Source organism: Streptomyces griseicoloratus, assembly GCF_014534645.1.
GTDB classification, from domain to species: Bacteria; Actinomycetota; Actinomycetes; order Streptomycetales; family Streptomycetaceae; genus Streptomyces; species Streptomyces griseicoloratus.
Genome location: NZ_JACVQF010000167.1, coordinates 1 through 18,971 on the forward strand (window position 1 = coordinate 1; position 18,971 = coordinate 18,971).

The 18,971-nt window shown below is 71.6% G+C and carries 19 protein-coding genes; 15 read left to right on the plus strand and 4 right to left on the minus strand.

Annotated elements, in window-relative coordinates; all coding sequences use genetic code 11:
• The first annotated feature begins 74 nt into the window (after window positions 1–74).
• The 8 genes from H0H10_RS06510 to H0H10_RS06545 all read left to right on the plus strand — a co-directional run bounded on the left by H0H10_RS06510 (window position 75) and on the right by H0H10_RS06545 (window position 7,200).
• Window positions 75–728, plus strand: coding sequence for an HAD family hydrolase (locus H0H10_RS06510; protein ID WP_188179878.1), 654 nt, complete (start codon window positions 75–77; stop codon window positions 726–728).
• Between the two features lie 23 nt (window positions 729–751).
• The gene (locus H0H10_RS06515; RefSeq protein WP_188179879.1) at window positions 752–1,993 is read left to right on the plus strand and encodes an MFS transporter; all 1,242 of its coding nucleotides are present in this window, start codon (window positions 752–754) and stop codon (window positions 1,991–1,993) included.
• Entirely contained in the window at window positions 1,944–3,116 is a 1,173-nt protein-coding gene (locus tag H0H10_RS06520) for an acetoin utilization protein AcuC (protein WP_188179880.1), read from the plus strand. The genes H0H10_RS06515 and H0H10_RS06520 overlap by 50 nt, the downstream gene beginning before the upstream one ends.
• Window positions 3,117–3,387: 271 nt before the next feature.
• Window positions 3,388–4,203, plus strand: coding sequence for a phosphatase (locus H0H10_RS06525; protein ID WP_188179881.1), 816 nt, complete (start codon window positions 3,388–3,390; stop codon window positions 4,201–4,203).
• Window positions 4,204–4,332: 129 nt separating this feature from the next.
• Window positions 4,333–4,545, plus strand: a complete 213-nt coding sequence (locus H0H10_RS06530; RefSeq protein WP_004984898.1) for a helix-turn-helix domain-containing protein — start codon at window positions 4,333–4,335, stop codon at window positions 4,543–4,545.
• Window positions 4,546–4,719: 174 nt separating this feature from the next.
• Window positions 4,720–4,818, plus strand: coding sequence for a 30S ribosomal protein bS22 (locus H0H10_RS06535; RefSeq protein ID WP_003948845.1), 99 nt, complete (start codon window positions 4,720–4,722; stop codon window positions 4,816–4,818).
• 244 nt (window positions 4,819–5,062) lie between these two features.
• Complete coding sequence (locus tag H0H10_RS06540) at window positions 5,063–6,124, plus strand: NAD-dependent epimerase/dehydratase family protein (protein ID WP_188179882.1); 1,062 nt, start codon at window positions 5,063–5,065, stop codon at window positions 6,122–6,124.
• Window positions 6,125–6,138: 14 nt separating this feature from the next.
• The gene (locus H0H10_RS06545; protein ID WP_188179883.1) at window positions 6,139–7,200 is read left to right on the plus strand and encodes a lysophospholipid acyltransferase family protein; all 1,062 of its coding nucleotides are present in this window, start codon (window positions 6,139–6,141) and stop codon (window positions 7,198–7,200) included.
• Between the two features lie 90 nt (window positions 7,201–7,290).
• Here H0H10_RS06545 and H0H10_RS06550 read toward each other — a convergent pair whose 3' ends face one another.
• The 3 genes from H0H10_RS06550 to H0H10_RS06560 all read right to left on the minus strand — a co-directional run bounded on the left by H0H10_RS06550 (window position 7,291) and on the right by H0H10_RS06560 (window position 10,803).
• Window positions 7,291–8,529, minus strand: a complete 1,239-nt coding sequence (locus tag H0H10_RS06550; RefSeq protein ID WP_188179884.1) for a DUF5667 domain-containing protein — start codon at window positions 8,527–8,529, stop codon at window positions 7,291–7,293.
• Window positions 8,530–8,769: 240 nt separating this feature from the next.
• Complete coding sequence (locus tag H0H10_RS06555; RefSeq protein ID WP_188179885.1) at window positions 8,770–9,552, minus strand: ECF subfamily RNA polymerase sigma factor, BldN family; 783 nt, start codon at window positions 9,550–9,552, stop codon at window positions 8,770–8,772.
• 327 nt (window positions 9,553–9,879) lie between these two features.
• Window positions 9,880–10,803 (minus strand): HAD family hydrolase, encoded by a 924-nt coding sequence (locus H0H10_RS06560; RefSeq protein WP_188179886.1) that lies wholly within the window; start codon window positions 10,801–10,803, stop codon window positions 9,880–9,882.
• Between the two features lie 183 nt (window positions 10,804–10,986).
• Here H0H10_RS06560 and H0H10_RS06565 point away from each other — a divergent pair, with 183 nt between their 5' ends.
• The 6 genes from H0H10_RS06565 (at window position 10,987) to H0H10_RS06590 (ending at window position 17,347) form a co-directional block, all read left to right on the plus strand.
• Complete coding sequence (locus H0H10_RS06565) at window positions 10,987–11,283, plus strand: glutaredoxin family protein (RefSeq protein ID WP_188179887.1); 297 nt, start codon at window positions 10,987–10,989, stop codon at window positions 11,281–11,283.
• Between the two features lie 274 nt (window positions 11,284–11,557).
• The gene (locus tag H0H10_RS06570) at window positions 11,558–12,316 is read left to right on the plus strand and encodes a redox-sensing transcriptional repressor Rex (protein WP_188179888.1); all 759 of its coding nucleotides are present in this window, start codon (window positions 11,558–11,560) and stop codon (window positions 12,314–12,316) included.
• Window positions 12,313–14,010: a glutamyl-tRNA reductase gene (locus H0H10_RS06575; protein WP_188179889.1), complete on the plus strand. Its 1,698-nt coding sequence runs from the start codon at window positions 12,313–12,315 to the stop codon at window positions 14,008–14,010. Before H0H10_RS06570 ends, H0H10_RS06575 begins: the two co-directional genes overlap by 4 nt.
• Window positions 14,007–14,966, plus strand: a complete 960-nt coding sequence (hemC, locus tag H0H10_RS06580; protein WP_188179890.1) for a hydroxymethylbilane synthase — start codon at window positions 14,007–14,009, stop codon at window positions 14,964–14,966. The genes H0H10_RS06575 and hemC overlap by 4 nt, the downstream gene beginning before the upstream one ends.
• Window positions 14,963–16,681 (plus strand): bifunctional uroporphyrinogen-III C-methyltransferase/uroporphyrinogen-III synthase, encoded by a 1,719-nt coding sequence (locus H0H10_RS06585; RefSeq protein WP_188179891.1) that lies wholly within the window; start codon window positions 14,963–14,965, stop codon window positions 16,679–16,681. The genes hemC and H0H10_RS06585 overlap by 4 nt, the downstream gene beginning before the upstream one ends.
• A 132-nt stretch (window positions 16,682–16,813) precedes the next feature.
• On the plus strand, window positions 16,814–17,347 hold the full coding sequence (locus H0H10_RS06590) for a hypothetical protein (RefSeq protein WP_188179892.1): 534 nt from the start codon (window positions 16,814–16,816) through the stop codon (window positions 17,345–17,347).
• Between the two features lie 63 nt (window positions 17,348–17,410).
• Here the strand turns inward: H0H10_RS06590 and H0H10_RS06595 are convergent, their stop codons facing one another.
• Window positions 17,411–17,869 (minus strand): MarR family winged helix-turn-helix transcriptional regulator, encoded by a 459-nt coding sequence (locus H0H10_RS06595; RefSeq protein ID WP_188179893.1) that lies wholly within the window; start codon window positions 17,867–17,869, stop codon window positions 17,411–17,413.
• A gap of 106 nt (window positions 17,870–17,975) precedes the next feature.
• On the opposite strand from H0H10_RS06595, the gene hemB reads away from it, so the two are divergent.
• Complete coding sequence (gene hemB / locus H0H10_RS06600; protein ID WP_188179894.1) at window positions 17,976–18,968, plus strand: porphobilinogen synthase; 993 nt, start codon at window positions 17,976–17,978, stop codon at window positions 18,966–18,968.
• The last annotated feature ends 3 nt before the right edge of the window (window positions 18,969–18,971 follow it).

Here is an 18,971-nt window from a genome sequence, read left to right on the forward strand (position 1 = left end):
AGGACGCCGCCGAACAATTTTTGGGAAAACCCCGCACCTTACGGTGCGGGGTTTTCTGCGTTTAGGGTCATTGCATGCGCTACGACCTGGTTATCTTCGACAACGACGGGGTGCTCGTCGACAGCGAGCCGATCTCCAACCGGCTCCTGGCCGCCTATCTGACGGAACTGGGGCACCCGACGTCGTACGACGACTCCCTTCGGGACTACATGGGAGCCGCGATGCACCGGGTCCATGACCTCATTCGGGAGCGGACCGGGCAGCGGTTGCCGGAGGACTTCGACGACGTCTTCCACGGGCGGGTGTTCGCGGCCTTCGAGCGGGACCTGGAGCCGGTGCCCGGGGTGGTCGGCGTACTCGAGAAGCTCGCCGCGGACGGGGTGGCGTACTGCGTGGCGTCGTCCGGGAGCCATGAGCGCATTCGGGTGGGGCATCGGAAGACCGGGCTGGACCGGTGGTTCGACGACGGGCGGATCTTCAGCTCCGAGGACGTGGGGCGGGGCAAGCCGGCACCCGATCTGTTCCTGCATGCCGCCGAACGGATGGGGGTCCTGCCGGAGAAGTGCGTCGTCGTCGAGGACAGCCCGCTCGGAGTGCAGGCGGCCATCGCCGCCGGGATGGATGTCTGCGGATTCACCGCCATGACGCCGGCCGCGAAGCTGGCGGGGGCGACCCGCCTCTTCCAGAGCATGGGGGAGCTGGGCGATCTGCTGTCTACCCACGAGTAAGCCGGGGCCCTACGCTCGCCGCCATGACTGATGTGCTGCGGCGCGGCAGGGCCTCGTTGGCGTTCAGCTTCTTCACGCAGGGCGTCACCTTCGCTCTGCTCGTGACGCGCATCCCGGCCATCCAGGACCGGTACGGCGTCTCCGACGCACTGCTGCCCGTCTTCCTGGCGGCCGTGCCGATCCTGGCCGGCGTCGGGAGCGTGGTGACCGAGCGGCTGGTGCGGCGAGTGCGGCCCGGTCGGCTGCTGCGCTGGTCCCAGCCCGTGGTGCTCGCGGCGCTGCTCGGGGTGGGGATCGGCGGCCATGTGGCCGGGCTGGCCGTGGCGCTCGCCGCGTTCGGGCTGGCTGTCGGTGTGCTGGACGCGGCGATGAACATGCTGGGGGTGAGCCTGCAGCGGGCGTACGGGCGCAGCATCATGCTCGGGTTCCACGCGGCCTACAGCCTGGGCGGGATCGTCGGTGCTTCGCTGGCCTGGGTGGGGGCGCACTGGGATCTGGCGTTGTGGGTGTCGTATCTGCCGGTCGTGGCGGCGCTGTTGCCGGCCGCGCTGGTGGGGAGCCTGTGGTACGTCGACGGTGGGGGCGACGGCGGTGCCGTGCGGGGGACGGGCGAGGGCGGGGGTGCCGCTTTCAAGGTGCCGTTCCGGATGCTGTTGCCGCTGTGTCTGGTGATGACGTTCGCGTACATCGGGGACTCGACGGTGTCCAACTGGAGCGCGAAGTACCTCCAGGACGTGCTGGGGAGCTCGGAGCAACTGGCGACCGTTCCGTACAACGTGTACATGGTGACCACGCTGGTGGGGCGGGCCATCGGGGACTTCGGGGTGCGGCGGTTCGGGGCCGTGGCCGTCGTGCGGGGCGGGGCGGTCGTGGCGGCAGGTGGGTTCGCGGTGGTGGCCGGGGCGCCCGGGGCGTGGGTGGGGATGCTCGGGTTCACGCTGCTCGGGATCGGCCTGTGCGTGCTGGTGCCGCAGACGTTCGCGGCGGCCGGGCGGCTCGCCCATGAGAAGTACGGTCCGGGGGCGTCGGATGCGGCGGTGGCGCGGCTCAATGTCTTCAACTATGTGGGTTTCCTGATCGGTTCGCCGTTGGTGGGGGCGCTCGGGGATGCCTGGAGCTATCGCGGGGCCATGCTCCTACCGATGGTGTTGGTGCTGGTGACGCTCGTGTACGCCAGGTCGTTCGCGGCTCAACCGGACCGATACGGTGGCGGGCATGAGCGGCCGCGCACAGCTGATGTGGGACGAGGCAGTAACGGGCTATGACTTCGGTCCGGGCCATCCGATGGATCCGGTCCGGCTGGCCCTGACGCGACGCCTGGTCGATGCCCTGGGGCTCGACCGGGAGGTGGAGGTGGTCGCGGCTAAGCCCGCCGGGGAGTCGACGCTGCGGCTCGTTCACCGGGAGGACTACATCGACGCCGTGAAGGCGGCGGCCGCGGATCCGGGTGCGGCGGACGGGTCGTACGGGCTGGGCACCATGGACGATCCGGCCTTCGCGGGGATGCACGAGGTGTCCGCGCTGATCGCAGGGCAGTCGGTGGGGGCGGCGGAGGCGGTGTGGCGCGGGGACACGCTGCACGCGGTGAACTTCGCGGGCGGACTGCACCATGCGATGCCGGGGAGCGCGTCGGGGTTCTGCGTGTACAACGACGCGGCGCTGGCGATCGCGCGGCTGCTGGAGCTGGGGGCGGAGCGGGTCGCGTACGTGGATGTGGACGTGCACCACGGTGACGGGGTGCAGGCGGCGTTCTGGGAGGATCCGCGGGTTCTGACGATCTCGCTGCACGAGCATCCCCGGACCCTGTTCCCGCAGACCGGGTGGCCGGAGGAGACCGGGGCCGACTGCGCGGAGGGGTCGGCGGTGAATGTCGCGCTGCCGGCGGGGACGGGGGACGCGGGGTGGCTGCGGGCGTTCCATGCGGTGGTGCCGGAGCTGATCGCGGACTTCCGGCCGCAGGTGCTGGTGACACAGCACGGGGCCGATACGCACTTCGAGGACCCGCTCGCGCATCTGGCGGTGTCGCTGGATGCGCAGCGGGCGGTGCAGGTGGCGTGTCATGAGCTGGCGCACGAGTACGCCGGGGGGCGGTGGGTGGCGCTGGGTGGGGGCGGGTACGCCGTGGTGGACGTGGTGCCGCGGTCGTGGACGCATCTGGTGGGGATCGCGGCGGGGCGGCCCGTGGAGCCGGAGACGGTGATTCCCGAGGGGTGGCGGCAGGAAGTTTTCGCGCGGACGCGGCAGTTGGGGCCGGTGCGGATGACTGATGGGCGGTGGCCTGTTGCCTGGGCCGCGTGGGAGGCCGGGTACGACCCTGCGGATCGGCTGGATCAGGCGGTGCTGGCGGCTCGGCGGGCGGTGTTTCCGTTGCGGGGGTTGTTGGCGTGACGGTGGTTGTCTGCGGGGTCCGGCGTTTGCGTGGTTGCCCGGGGTCGGTGTGGGCCGGGGGTGGGTGCGCGGCCCGGCGCTGACGGGGTGCCGCTGCGCCCACCCGTGCCGCCCTGGGGGTACCTCCCAGGCCGTTCAGGCACTGGGGGAGGGACGACTGCCCGCAGCTACGGCAGCTACGGCAGCTACGGCGGGTGCGGTGTTACGCCGAGCGGGGTTGGTTTTCGGGGTTCTGGTTCATTTGGGGGCTTCGTTCGGCAGTATCGGATTCGTGCTGTCCCGTGGAGCGCTCCGTGCTCATCTCCTGGCCGTTCGTCTTGCCGGGGTCGTCGCCACCTCTCGGGAGACGAGTCTGCGGAGTTACCGGTTGTTCGCCGCTCGGGATCCGCGCGCGCTGATCGGGATCGATCCGGAGGGGGGCTGGGGGCAGCGGGACGTGATCGGGTTGATGGCGGACAGGTGCGGGGTTTCGGCCGATCCACGGCACACATCGGGTCAGGATGTGATCGACCCCGAGCGGACCCTGGCGGCTCTGGACGCCTTCGCCGGCCGGCTCGCCGCGGTCGCTCAGCGTGGTGCCCCCGTGCTCCTCGGCACCGGGCACCCCCATCGACTGCTCGGTTTCTACGCCGCCTTGGCCGATGCCCTGTCGGCGGCCGGGTGTAGCGTCCTCACCCCTGCGCAGGGTCGCTGTGTCGACATAACGACCCGGTTCGGCCTACGCACGTACAACCTCGACTACGTACGGGGAGTCGCGTTGGTGCGGGAACCGGGCGCGTCCCGCGCCGGTGGTGAGCCCGGCGCGCACACGCACTCGCCCCTCCCGGTTCGTACCGCGCTGGCCGCGGCGGCCGAGGCCGGCGGGCCGCTGCCCGAGCTCGTGATCGGGGACCACGGATGGGTCTGCGGAGCAGGTCAGCTGGGGTTCGAGGCCATCGGGCCGGCCGATACGGACGATCCCGCGCTCTTCGTCGGAGAGGCCGAGGGGTCCGTGTCCGTCGTCGTTCCACTTGATGACGGTGTGCGGTCTGATTACTACCTGCCGCTGACCCGCTACGTACTCAATCGGGCGTGTCTGTCCCAGTAGGACGCCGATGGATGCACCTCTTCCCCATTCGCATCACCCGCACCTACATTGGGGAGTGAGCACGCAGCGACGAAGAGTCACCGGAAGGGGAAGCCGGTGGCCGTCGAGTGCGGAAGGTTCAGGTGTGTCATGGCTGCAGCTGGCGAAAGGCCTCTGAACGAGGTTCAGTTCCTTACCGTGGCGGAGGTCGCCTCGGTGATGCGAGTGTCCAAGATGACCGTGTACCGGCTGGTGCACAGCGGTCATCTGCCCGCGATCCGGGTGGGGCGGTCGTTCCGTGTCCCGGAGCAAGCGGTTCACGAGTACCTCCGCGAGAGCTATGTGGGGGTGGAGACGGCCTGACGGCGAACCGGGGGAGTCCTCAGGGCTCGTCACGGATCTCTCCCGGTTTTCCTCGCTCATCCTCGGCCCCTCGATTACGACCTCGGCGCCGGGGCGGGTAGGCTAGCCCCTCGTAGGTCGTGTGGGCCCATGGCGCCCAAACAACCGAGTGATGAGAAGTGAGCGAGGGTAGTCGTGGGCTCTGTTATCAAGAAGCGGCGCAAGCGGATGGCCAAGAAGAAGCACCGCAAGCTGCTCAAGCGCACGCGCGTTCAGCGTCGCAACAAGAAGTAAGCGACGCGACTGCGCGAGAGCGTGTCCTGTGGCCCCCCACCGCACCTGGTGGGGGGCCACAGTCGTGTCCGCGGCCCCAGCGGGGTCGAGCACGTTTTCTCGTCACTTGCTGCATCCGGCGGTCATCACAGCGCAACACCGAGCGGCTAAGTTGGCCCGCACGCGGGGAACGCGGCAGGGTACGAGCAGGCGGACGACAAGAGCCGGGCTGGGACCGTACTAGGGCGGAAGGAAGGCGCTGATCTTGGGAAAGATCGTGCTCGTGACCGGAGTGGCCCGTCAGCTGGGAGGCCGCTTCGTACGGCGGATCCAGCGCGACCCCGACGTCGACCGGGTCGTCGCCGTCGACGCCGTGCCGCCCGAGCACCATCTGGGCGGCGCCGACTTCGTCCAGGCCGACATCCGGCAGCCGACCATCGGGCGGGTGCTCGCCGAGACGGGCGCCGACACGGTCGTCCACATGGACGTCACCGGCACTCCGCTGGGCGGCGGCAGCCGGACGTCGGTCAAGGAGACCAACGTCATCGGGACGATGCAGCTGCTCGGCGCCTGCCAGAAGTCCCCCGCCGTGAAGCGGCTGGTGGTCAAGTCCAGTACGAACGTCTACGGATCAGCGCCCCGGGACCCGGCCGTCTGCACCGAGACCACCCCGCCCAAGTCCCTGCCCAGCGGCGGCTTCGCCAAGGACACGGTCGAGGTCGAGGGGTATGTCCGCGGCTTCGCGCGCCGGCGGCCGGACGTCGCGGTGTGCGTGCTGCGGTTCGCCAACATCCTGGGCCCGGGTGCGGACACGCCGCTGGCCTCGTACTTCGCCCTGCCCGTGCTGCCGACCGTGTTCGGGTACGACCCGCGGCTGCAGTTCGTGCACGAGGACGACGTGATCGAGGTGCTGCGGATCTCCTCGCACGAGCCGCGGCGGGGCACGCTGAACAGCGGCACCTTCAACATCGCCGGGGACGGTGTCCTGGTGCTCTCCCAGTGCTCCCGGCGCCTCGGCCGGCCCACGGTGCCGCTGCTGCTGCCCGCGGTCACCTGGGCGGGCTCCCTGGTGCGTACGCTGGGCATGACGGACTTCTCTCCCGAGCAGATCCGGCTGCTCACCCACGGCCGGGTCGTGGACACCACCCAGATGCGCGAGACGCTGGGTTTCCGGCCGAAGTACTCGACGGCCGAGACGTTCGCGGACTTCGCGCGCGGCCGGGGGCCCGGACTGCTTCCCCCGCAGGCCCTTGCGGGGGCCGTCGACCGGATCGCGGCGCTGGCCCTGCGGGGCAGCGGCCACCCCCCGACGCAGAGCGCCAACTGAGGAGCGCATCAACGATGGCGGACGCCAAGGTCATTCCGTTCGACGACGACCGCTCCCGCGGGAGCGCGGTGCAGCGCCCGTCGCGGCGCCGGAACTCGGGGAGCCGGCGCACGGGCACGACGGAGCCCGTGCCGGTACGCGAGGTCCAGCCGCTGCCCGTGCGGGGGGCCGCACAGGAGGACGTATCCGTGACGCAGGAGGAGGAGCCGTCGGGGCCGCCCGGGCGCGCGGACGACGGCGGCCTGGAGCGGCGCATCGCCGGCGGCCTGGCCTTCCTGCGCCGCCGCCTCACCGGCGACTACGAGGTCGACGACTTCGGCTACGACGCCGAACTCACCGACCAGGTGCTGATGTCCGTGCTGCGCCCGTTGTACGAGAAGTACTTCCGGGTCGAGGTGAAGGGTGTGGAGAACATCCCCGCCGAGGGCGGTGCCCTGATCGTGGCCAACCACTCGGGGACCCTGCCGCTGGACGGCCTGATGATGCAGGTCGCCGTGCACGACCACCATCCGGCCGGGCGGCATCTGCGGTTGCTGGCGGCGGACCTGGTGTTCGTGCTGCCGGTGGTCAACGAGCTGGCCCGCAAGCTCGGCCACACCCTGGCTTGTTCGGAGGACGCCGAGCGGCTGCTGGGGCAGGGGGAGCTGGTCGGGGTGATGCCGGAGGGCTTCAAGGGCATCGGCAAGCCGTTCAGCGAGCGCTACAAGCTGCAGCGCTTCGGGCGGGGCGGTTTCGTCTCCACGGCCCTGCGGCAGGACGTGCCGATCATTCCGTGCTCGATCGTCGGGGCGGAGGAGATCTACCCGATGATCGGCAACGCCAAGACGCTGGCGCGGCTGCTGGGCTTTCCGTACTTCCCGCTCACTCCGACGTTCCCGTGGCTGGGTCCGCTCGGGGCGGTGCCGCTGCCGACGAAGTGGACGATCCAGTTCGGCGAGCCGATCCCCACGGACGGCTATCCGCCGGAGGCCGCCGAGGACCCGATGCTGATGTTCAACCTGACCGATCAGGTCCGGGAGCAGATCCAGCACACGCTGTACAAGTTGCTGGTCCAGCGGCGGTCGGTGTTCTTCTGACGGTCCTTCCGGTCCCGCTGTGCGGGGTCGCGCGTACGGCGACGGGGGCGCCCTCTGTATCGAGGGCGCCCCCGTCGCCGTATCGCCGTCTCAGTCCGCTTCCTCGCCCTGGATGCCCAGGCCGGGCAGCAGGCCCGGGAGGAGCGGGGGCAGCGTGACGTCCGGCTCGGGGGGTGTCGTCTCGTCGTCCGCGGACGGTGAGGCGCTGCCGCTGTCCTGCGGCGGGTCCAGCAGGCCACCGGTGCCGCCGCCGAGCAGGCCCTCGTCGTCGCTGTCGGAGTCCGCCGACTCGCTGGGGCCGCGGCTGTCGGTGCGGCCGTCGGCCGAGTCGGCGCTGCCGGTGCTGGGGGCCGGCGAACGCCCGGTACCGGAGGCGCCGGACGGCGACGACTCGTCGGAGCCGCGCTGCCGGTCGTCGTCGCCTTCGTCCTCGGCCGGCGGCTGCGGCAGCAGGGAGCGCAGGGGGGCGACGTCCTGCTCTATGGCGTCGAACACGGACGACACCTGCTCGCTCACGTCGCCGAGCTGCACGGGCAGCCGCTCGCGCAGCGCGCCCCAGGTGTCCTGGTGGGAGCGCGAGAAGGCGGAGAGGGCCTGCATGGGGCCCAGGGAGTCGGGATCGCGGGCGTAGGCCGCGCTGAGCAGGCGGTGGCCCTCGGACGCGTCGTGCCGCATGCCGGACAGGGCGCGGCGGATCTCGCCGAGGGACTCGTGGTCGAGGTGGCCGCTGCGGCCGCGCTCCATCAGCCGGCGTGCTTCGCTGAGCCGGGTCGACGCCAGGTCGAGGTAGGCCCGGCCGCGCTCGTCGTCCCCGTCGGCGAGGCCGAGCCTGAAGTCCTCGATCCCGCGTTTGAGTCCGTAGAGCGAGTCACCGGGCAGGGCGTCCGAACTGGCTGCGGCGACTCCGCCGAGGGCGCCCGCGGCGACACCGACGCTCAGTCCGCCCGCGGTGAGGCCCTTGGCCAGCCGTGTCCGCGGGCGGAACCTCTTCAGCGGGGCCGCCCGGTGTGCGCCACGGGCACGGCGCTGCTCGGGTACCGCGGGGTCCGACGCCTCGCCGCCCGCGGAGCCCTCCTGCAGCATGGCCTCGAACGCGGCCACCAGCCGGGCCCGCTGGACGACCTTGACCTCGGGGTCCAGCTCGGGCCGGGGCAGCGTCTCCAGGCCGGCGGCAAGGCTCAGCAGACGCCCTTGCTCGGTCTGTTCCGCGGCGGCCCGGGCCGGTGCCGGTCCTTCGGACTGCTCGGCCGCCGCGCCCGGATCGGACTGCTCCTGCAGAGCCTGGGCGAAGGCGTTCGCCCGCCGGTGCGCCGATACGTTCGCGATCACTGGCGGCACCTCCTCTCGTCATGACGGTCGACTCCCCAGGGGGTCCTGAGGGTTGCACGCCCTGACCGCATCCACACGATCGTGTGACCGGAGTCGGCCGGGGAGTGACCACAGGGAGCCTGTATCCCGCACAACGAGTGGCGCGGCACTTGGGTTACGGACGGCGGAGCGGCGGACCGCGGAGTCAACGGACTTTCACCAACGGTGACTTGAGGGTTGCGGAGGGTCGTGGCGCCCGACTCAGCGTGCGTCGTCGGGCAGCAGGCGGGCGAGGGTCCGGACGGCCCGGTACTGGAGGGTCTTGATGGCGCCCTCGTTCTTGCCCATGACGCGGGCGGTCTCGGCGACGGAGAGGCCCTGCAGGAAGCGCAGGGTCACGCACTCCTGCTGCTGCGGGTTGAGCCGTCGTACGGCGTCGAGCAGGGCGGCGTTGGAGAGGGATTCGAGGACGGAGTCCTCGGGGGAGCGCTCGACCTCGTTGGCGTCGAGCATCTCGCCGGTGGTGACCTCCAGGCGGAAGCGGCTGGACTTGAAGTGGTCGGCGACGAGGTTGCGGGCGATGGTCACGAGCCAGGCGCCGAAGTCGCGGCCCTGCCAGGTGAAGGTGCCGATGCGCCTGAGGGCCCGCAGAAAGGTCTCGCTCGTGAGGTCCTCGGCGGTCGCCTTGCCGCCCACGCGGTAGTAGATGTAGCGGTACACGGTGTCGCTGTACTGGTCGTAGAGCCGTCCGAACGCGTCGGCCTCGCCGGCCTGGGCGCGCTCCACCAGGTCCATCATCCGGGCGCTGTCGCTGTCCGCGGCAGGGCGACGGGTGGTGGCGGCCCCGGTCGGCCTGCCGCGTCTGCCGACGGCGGCGCCGCTCTCGGCGAGTGCGTAGCACGGGCCGGCGGGGGCGGTGGCTGCGGCGAGGGCGGGGACGGCGTACGCGGTGGGGACGACACCGCGCAGCAGGTCTTGGACCGTTTTGACCGTTGCGCGCAGCGTAGCCAGGCCCGAGGCGTCAACCCCGACGTGTGGGTACACGGGACTCCCAGAGGCAGAGCTTCCATCACGTGCAGTGCGGGACCGTTCACCCGTCGTGGCGACGGAGGGGTACCGGTTTGCGTCTGAGGAGAATAACGCTTCGTACAGGCTCTGCTACGCCCAGTTGCTCAAATCATCGATTACGTCGCTTCTGTATCCGATTGACGCCCGTCCGGGTGCCGCTTGGTGATCGCTGGTTGACCGGAACGGTTCGGATTCCGGGTGACTACAGAGCGTGTTGTGGCCGATGTGAGAGAAGGGGACTGCCGACGGCCCCGCGGGGGTACGTCAGATGGATTGGCCGGTGCGATGGGCCGTCGCCGTGTGTCAGCGGCGGCGGCGGTGCAGGGCGATGGCCGCGGCCGTGCCGCCGGCCACCGCGCCGACGCCGGCCGCCGCGGGGATGCCGACCTTGGCCGCCTTGCGGCCCGTGCGGTAGTCGCGCAGGCGCCAGTCCAGTTCCCGGGCGTGTTTGCGCAGTTTCGCGTCGGGATTGATCGCGTACGGATGGCCGACCAGCGACAGCATCGGGATGTCGTTGTGGGAGTCGCTGTACGCGGCGCAGCGGGACAGGTCCAGGCCCTCCGCCGCCGCGAGCGCCCGGACCGCCTCGGCCTTCGCCGGGCCGTGCAGGGGCTCGCCGACCAGTTTGCCGGTGTAGACGCCGCCGATCGACTCGGCCACCGTGCCCAGCGCGCCGGTCAGGCCCAGGCGGCGGGCGATCACCTGGGCGATCTCCACCGGGGCCGCCGTGACCAGCCACACCCGCTGCCCGGCGTCGAGGTGGGCCTGGGCCAGGGCCCGCGTCCCCGGCCAGATGCGCTCGGCCATGTACTCGTCGTAGATCTCCTCGCCGATCGACTTCAGCTCGGAGACGCGGTGGCCCTTGACGATCGACAGCGCCGAGTCGCGGGCGTCCTGCATGTGCTCCGGGTCCTCGATGCCGGCGAGCCGGAACCACGCCTGCTGCCACGCGAACCGGGCGAGGTCGCGGGTCTCGAAGAACTTCCGCTTGTACAGGCCCCGGCCGAAGTGGAACAGGGCGGCGCCCTGCATCACTGTGTTGTCGAGGTCGAAGAACGCCGCTGCCCTGTCGTCGCCGGGGACCGGGAACTGTGGTTCCTCGCCGGGGGCGGCGGCGGGAGCCTCCTGGGTGGACTTGCGGGCGGCCTCCGCCGAGGCCTCGCCTGCCAACACGCTCCGCGCCGTGGCGGAGCGCCTACGGGGGGTGAGCCATCCGAGAGCGGCCATGACCGTGAGCATAGCCAGTTTGTTCGGGTGTTCCGGAGTCGAGAGGTTCGGTCGCTGTGAACTCTGCGCGACCGTGCCGTTAAGGAACCGGCGCGCCGGGCGCGTCCGCGCGCCGGCCCGGCCGGCCGTCCGGGCGTCGCCGGGGGCCTCGCGCCGGCCCTCGCCCGCGGGAGAATGGCCGGCATGACCCCCTTGTTCCGCAGAACGAACCCGCAGCCCCCGCATCACCCCGAGGATCATCTCGTCACCCTCATCCGCAAACCCGGCTGTCACCTGTGTGATGACGCACAAACCGTCGTCGAGAAGGTGTGTGCCGACCTCGGCGTCCCCTGGGAGCAGAAGGACATCACCGAGGACCGCGAACTCCACGACCAGTACTGGGAGCAGATCCCCGTCGTGCTGGTCGACGGCAGGCAGCACACCTTCTGGCGTGTGAACGAGGAACGGCTGCGCAGGGCACTGACCGAGCAGTCCAAGTAGTCCGGATGGTCGCTTAGGATCGATGGCGACTTGGTCTCGGGGGCGTTGATCGTGAGGAGCGTGTACGGCTTTGCCCCCAATGAGAGAGGAACGCGTGTGCGTGTGCGCCGGTTCCCTGTTCGAGCGCCGGGGGCGCGTGAGCCCGGTCACGTTGGCCGGGCAAATCGGACACCATCTTTGTGCACGCGTTCACAAAGACATAGCCTGCATTCGACGGGGCGGTCATGTAGGGACGTATGACCGCCTACAGCCCCGCTCTACCCGCAGGAGCACCGTGGCAACTGGCCGAACACACCGACCGGCGACCCGCAGCCGAGGGATTCCCGAGGCCACCGTCGCCAGGCTTCCGCTGTACCTCCGAGCACTCACCGCACTGTCGGAGCGCTCGGTCCCCACGGTCTCCTCCGAGGAGCTGGCGGCCGCGGCGGGAGTCAACTCCGCGAAGCTGCGCAAGGACTTCTCCTACCTCGGTTCCTACGGGACCCGGGGCGTCGGCTACGACGTCGAGTATCTCGTCTACCAGATCTCCCGCGAACTGGGCCTCACCCAGGACTGGCCGGTCGTGATCGTCGGTATCGGCAACCTCGGTGCCGCGCTCGCCAACTACGGCGGTTTCGCCTCGCGTGGCTTCCGGGTCGCGGCGCTCATCGACGCCGACCCCGGCATGGCCGGCAAGCCCGTCGCGGGCATCCCGGTGCAGCACACCGACGAGCTCGAGAAGATCATCCAGGACAACGGCGTCTCCATCGGCGTCATCGCGACGCCCGCCGGTGCCGCCCAGCAGGTCTGCGATCGGCTCGTGGCTGCCGGCGTCACCTCCATCCTGAACTTCGCGCCGACCGTGCTGAACGTGCCCGAGGGCGTCGACGTGCGCAAGGTCGACCTCTCCATCGAGCTGCAGATCCTCGCCTTCCACGAGCAGCGCAAGGCCGGCGAGGAGGCCGCGGCCGAGGCCGCCGTCCCCGCCGCCGCCCGCAAGGAGTCCACCGACCAGGGACCCGACGGGGACGTCCCCGCCGTGATGCCGGCATGAGTCTCCTCGTCGTCGGACTGAGCCACCGCAGCGCCCCGGTCAGCGTCCTGGAGCGGGCCTCCCTCAGCGTGGACGCCCAGCTCAAGCTGCTCCAGGACACCGTCGCCGCCGAGCCGGCCACCGAGGCCGCGCTGCTCGCCACCTGCAACCGCATCGAGCTGTACGCCGACGTGGACAAGTTCCACGCCGGTGTCGCCGAGCTGTCCACGCTGCTGGCCCAGCACAGCGGGGTCGCCCTGGAGGAGCTCACCCCTTATCTCTACGTGCACTACGAGGACCGGGCGGTCCACCACCTGTTCTCGGTGGCCTGCGGCCTGGACTCGATGGTCGTCGGCGAGGGCCAGATCCTCGGCCAGATCAAGGACTCCCTGGCCAGGGCCCAGGACCTGCACACCGCGGGCCGCCTGCTGAACGACCTGTTCCAGCAGGCGCTGCGGGTCGGCAAGCGCGCCCACTCCGAGACGGGCATCGACCGCGCCGGGCAGTCCCTGGTCACCTTCGGCCTGGAGCAGCTGGCCGCGGGCGGCGACGTCCAGCAGTGGGCCCGGGGCAAGAAGGCCCTGGTCATCGGCGCCGGTTCGATGTCCTCGCTGGCCGCCGCGACGCTGGCGCGGGCCGGGGTCGCCGAGGTCGTCGTCGCCAACCGCACCTTCGAGCGCGCCGAACGCCTCGCGCAGATCCTCACCGACGGGGACGACACGGACGTGGTGGCCCGCGCGGTGCCGATGGACGCCGTACCGGCCGAGCTGACACGTGCCGACGTGGCCGTCTCCTGCACCGGCGCGACCGGCCTCGTCCTCACCGCCGACGCCGTCGCCACGGCCGTTGAGGGGCGCACCGGGGAGCCGGTCGCGGAGATCGACGACCGCCCCCGGGACACCGGGGCGCCGCTGCCGCCGACGAGCGTCGGCACCGAGGACGGCTGCCCGCTCGACCTGTCGGCCGTGCCCTCCGGCTTCTCCGTCATGGGGGAGGCCGCCGTGGCCGGCATGGACGCGGCGACGCTGGAGCAGCACGCGGCCTGGGTCGCCGGCGGCACGGCCGTGGACCGGCCGCGCGAGTCCGGGCGGCCCGGCGCCGAGGCGGACGCCGAGCTGATCACCGCGCTCGCCGCCACCGCGGCCACCGCCGGACGCATCCCCGAGCGGCGCCGGCCCGAGCCGGTCGCCGAGGTGCCGCGCCCGCAGCCCGTGCTGTTCCTGCTCGACCTCGCCATGCCGCGCGACATCGACGCGGCCGTGCACCGGCTGGCCGGGGTGCGCCTGGTGGACATCGAGTCGCTCGCCGAGGCCTCGGCCGACGCGCCGATGGCCTCCGACGTCGACCAGGTCCGGCGGATCGTCGCCGACGAGGTGGCCGCCTTCGGCGCCGCCCAGCGGGCCGCGCACATCACGCCCACCGTCGTGGCCCTGCGCAGCATGGCCGCCGACGTCGTGGCCGGCGAGATCGCCCGGCTGGAGGGGCGGCTGCCCGGCCTGGACGACAAGCACCGCGCCGAGATCACCCAGACCGTCAAGCGTGTGGTCGACAAGCTGCTGCACGCGCCGACGGTGCGGGTCAAGCAGCTCGCGGCCGAGCCCGGCGGCGCCGGGTACGCGGACGCACTGCGCACCCTGTTCGACCTCGACCCCGAGACGGTGGCCTCCGTCTCCCGCGCCGAGAACAGCACTGAGAAGAACCGAGGGCCGGCATGACTGAGAAGGCACTGAGGCTGGGGACCAGGCGCAGCAAGCTCGCCATGGCCCAGTCCGGGCAGGTGGCGGAGGCCGTGAGCCAGGTGACCGGTCGGCCCGTTGAGCTGGTCGAGATCACCACTTACGGCGACACCTCCCGTGAGCACCTGGCACGGATCGGCGGCTCCGGCGTGTTCGTGGCCGCGCTGCGCGAGGCACTGCTGCGTGGTGAGGTCGACTTCGCGGTTCATTCGCTGAAGGACCTCCCCACCCAGCCGCACGAGGGCCTGGTCCTGGCCGCCGTACCGGAGCGCGAGGACCCGCGGGACGTGATCGTCGCCCGGGACGCGCGGAAGTTCACCGACCTGCCGCGCGGGGCGCGCATCGGTACGGGGGCGCCGCGCCGCATGGCGCAGCTGAACGCGTACGCGCGCAGCCACGGGCTGGAGATCGAGACGGTCCCGATCCGGGGCAACGTCGACACGCGGATCGGATACGTCCGCAGCGGTGAGCTCGACGCCGTCGTGCTGGCCGCCGCCGGGCTGAACCGGGTCGGACTGGCCGACGAGGTGACCGACTTCCTGTCGGTCGACACGGTTCTGCCCGCCCCCGGCCAGGGGGCCCTCGCGATCGAGTGCGCCGCGGACGACGCGGACCTGATCGCCGCGCTCGGCGAGCTCGACGACCCGTTCACGCGGGTCGCCGTGACGGCCGAGCGGTCACTGCTCGCCGCCCTGGAGGCCGGTTGCAGCGCGCCCGTCGGGGCGCTGGCCGACCTTTTGGTTGACGGGCAGATTGTCAAGGAAATGCGCCTGCGGGGTGTCGTCGGTACGACCGACGGTGCCACGCTGGTGCAGCTGTCCACCACCGGTCCCGTGCCCGAGACGCACGAGGCGGCGCTGGCATTCGGTCGCGAACTCGCCACCGAGATGCTCGCCCAGGGCGCGGCCGGTCTGATGGGGGAGCGAGCACATTGAGCCCCACCACCCTTCCCGCCGGTCCGGAACACGGGCACGTCACCTTCCTCGGTGCCGGACCCGGAGATCCGGGACTGCTGACCCTGCGCGCCGTGGAGGCGCTGGCGAACGCCGACGTCCTCGTCGCCGAGCACGACGTGCTCGACGTCGTGCGCACGCACGCGAGGCAGGGCGTAGCCGAGGTGCACACGGACACGGACCCGTCCGCGGACTCCTCCGCGCAGGCCGATCCGGGCACAGGCGCGCCCAAGCTGGCGGTAGTTGACGGCACGTCAACCACTGCCGGTGGCCCCGCTGTGCGGGATGCCGCACATCTTGTCATGGAGGCCGCGCGGGGCGGCAGGCGGGTCGTCCGTGCGGTGACCGGGGACCCCGGTCTGGACACGTACGCCGCCGAGGAGATGCTGGCGTGCGCCGCCGCCGGGGTGCCGTTCGAGGTCGTCCCCGGCATCGCGACCGCCGTCGGCGTGCCCGCGTACGCCGGTGTGCCGCTGCGTGACGCCGAGGGCGCGGACGTGCGGTTCGTGGACGCCCGTACCGCCTCGGACCGCTGCTGGACCGAGGTCGGCGCCTCCGACGGCACGGTCGTGGTGTCGACGACGCTGGACTCGGTGGCCGCGGCCGCCGGTGAGCTGGTGTCGGCGGGCCGCAAGCCGGACACCCCGCTCTCGGTGACCGTCGCCGGCACGACGACCCGGCAGCGGACCTGGACCGCCACGCTGGGGACGATCGCGCAGACCCTGAAGCAGGCCAAGGTGCTGCCGTCCCCGGACGGCGGCCGCCCGGTGATAGCCGTGGTCGGCGAGCGCAGCGCCAGCGCCCGGCGCGACCAGCTGTCGTGGTTCGAGTCCAAGCCGCTGTTCGGCTGGAAGGTGCTCGTGCCGCGTACGAAGGAGCAGGCGGCGTCGCTCTCCGACCAACTGCGCTCGTACGGGGCCGTGCCGCACGAGGTGCCGACGATCGCCGTCGAGCCGCCGCGCACGCCCCAGCAGATGGAGCGGGCGGTCAAGGGCCTGGTCACGGGCCGGTACGAGTGGATCGCGTTCACGTCGGTCAACGCGGTCAAGGCCGTCCGGGAGAAGTTCGAGGAGTACGGCCTGGATGCGCGGGCGTTCGCCGGCATCAAGGTCGCCGCGGTCGGGGAGCAGACGGCGAAGGCGCTCATCGCCTTCGGTGTGAAGCCCGACCTGGTGCCCAGCGGTGAGCAGTCGGCGGCGGGCCTGTTGGAGGACTGGCCGCCGTACGACCCGGTCTTCGACCCGATCGACCGGGTGTTCCTGCCGCGGGCCGACATCGCCACGGAGACGCTGGTCGCCGGGCTGATCGAGCTGGGCTGGGAGGTCGACGACGTCACCGCCTACCGGACCGTGCGCGCCTCGCCGCCGCCGGCCGCCACGCGGGAGGCGATCAAGGGCGGTGGCTTCGACGCGGTGCTGTTCACCTCGTCGTCCACGGTGCGGAACCTGGTGGGCATCGCGGGCAAGCCGCACAACGTGACCGTGATCGCCTGCATCGGCCCGGCGACGGCCAAGACGGCCGAGGAGCACGGCCTGCGGGTGGACGTCATGGCCCCCGAGCCGTCCGTGCACAAGCTGGCGGAGGCGCTGGCCGAGTTCGGCATGCGGCGCAGGGCCGCGGCGATCGAGGCCGGGGATCCGGTGACGCGGCCGAGCGAGCGGCGGCCGGGGGCGCGGCGGCGCCGGTCGACGACGTGAGCTGAGGCGGGGCGTCCTGTGCGTGGGGCCGGGAAGTGGGAACTTCCCGGCCTCTTTCGCGCGTTGCGGAGGACGACCTTTCTTTTGATGTAGACATGGCGGCTGTGCCGTCGTCGGGGGAGTGAGTGACCCATGGCCATGGTCGGCCTGTTCTGGATCGCCGAGGGCGATGTGTACCTGGGCGCGAAGCCGTCCGGCCTGGCTCCCGGGGTACGCCTGACCCCCGAGGGCGTGGTGGCCCTCGGCGAGCGGCAGTCCGGCCTCCACCTGTGGGAGGACGTGCGCGCCCTGACGGTGGCGGACGTCCCCGTGAAGACCCTGAAGCGGCAGGTCGGCGCGGCCGTGGACCTGGCCGTGGACACGGTGGTGAGCCTGGCCCTGACGGTGGTGCCGGGCCGGGCGGACGAGGCCCCGCCCCTGATGACGGTGCGCGTGGAGTCGGGCGACGGCGACCACGAGCTGTCGGCGTACGTGGCCGCGGCCGTCGGCTACTCCCCGGACGAGGTCGACCTCTCCCGTGCCCTGCTGTCCCGGCTCACCGAGGGCGCGGCGACGATGGCCACGACGCTGGCGGCGATGTCGGAGTGGGGCCGTGCGTGGGAGGGCGGGACGCCCCGGGCCGCGGAGCGGGAGAAGCTGCTGCGGGAGTGGGTGGAAGCCCTCTGACCCCTCTGGCCCCTCTGAGCCCTGTGGGTCCTCGGCCTCTCCGACCGCGCTGCCGGTGTGCGGTCAGTGGTGCCAGGCGCGGCCGCCGGTGTTGTGGATGAAGCGCTGGAGGACCTTCATGGTGGTCAGGTACTCCTCGTCGGAGATGCCCGCGTGGCGTTCCGTCCACAGGTCGTCCTGGAGGGCCGCGGCCTTGTCGTAGAACGTCCTGCCTTCGGGGGTGAGGGCCAGCCGGCCTTCGGGGGTCTCGGTGATCCAGCCCCGGGCGATGGTCGTGTCGATCTCCTGCTCCATGGCCTCCGGGCCCGTGTCGAGGTAGTTCCGCAGGAGGCGGGAGACCTCGTCGCGGGTCTTCGGTGTGCCGGCGCGGGCGACCTGGGCGAGGACCCACCACTGGGGCTGGGTGGTGCCGATCCCGGCGAGGGCGGCCCGGGTGCGGGCGATGACGGCCTTGTAGGCGGCCCAGCTCCAGTAGCCGATGGGCTGGCGGATCAGTTCGGCGTCGGTGTGTGTGTACTCCATGGCGCCGACCGTAGAAGCTCAGGTTTGCTTGAGGTCAAGTGCTCGCCGCCCGGGGCCGACTGCGCGTCGGCAAAGGCACGGGTGGGGCGGGCGTAGCGTAGGTGGTATGACGACGTACGGATCCTTTCCCGGCACCCGGCCCCGGCGTCTGCGGACCACCCCCGCCATGCGTCGGATGGTGGCCGAGACCCGGCTGCACCCCGCCGACCTGATCCTTCCCGCCTTCGTGCGCGAGGGTGTGAGCGAGCCCGTGCCGATCGCGGCGATGCCCGGGGTCGTGCAGCACACCCGGGACACCCTCAAGAAGGCCGCCGCCGAGGCGGTCGAGGCCGGGGTCTCCGGGATCATGCTGTTCGGCGTGCCGGAGGAGGGGAAGAAGGACGCGGCCGGTACGGCCGGGACCGATCCCGACGGGATCCTCCAGGTCGCCCTCAGGGACGTGCGGGCCGAGGTCGGGGACGAACTGCTCGTCATGTCCGACCTGTGTCTCGACGAGTTCACCGACCACGGCCACTGCGGTGTCCTCGACTCCGAGGGGCGGGTGGACAACGACGCCACGCTGGAGCGGTACGCCGAGATGGCGCAGGTCCAGGCCGACGCGGGCGCGCACATCGTGGGCCCCAGCGGGATGATGGACGGTCAGATCGGCGTCGTCCGTGACGCCCTCGACCAGATCGGGCGGGAGGACGTCGCCATCCTCGCCTACACGGCCAAGTACGCCTCCGCCTTCTACGGGCCCTTCCGCGAGGCCGTCGGGTCGTCGCTCAAGGGGGACCGGAAGACCTACCAGCAGGACGCCGCCAACGCGCGGGAGTCCCTGCGGGAGCTGGCGCTCGACCTGGAGGAGGGCGCCGACATGGTGATGGTGAAGCCGGCCGGCCCCTACCTCGACATCCTGGCCCGGGTCGCGGACGCGGTGGACGTGCCCGTCGCCGCCTACCAGATCTCCGGCGAGTACTCGATGATCGAGGCCGCTGCCGAGAAGGGCTGGATCGACCGCGACCGGGCGATCCTGGAGACGCTGACCGGCATCAAGCGGGCCGGGGCCCGCAACATCCTGACGTATTGGGCGACCGAGGTCGCCCGCACGCTGCGCTGAGCG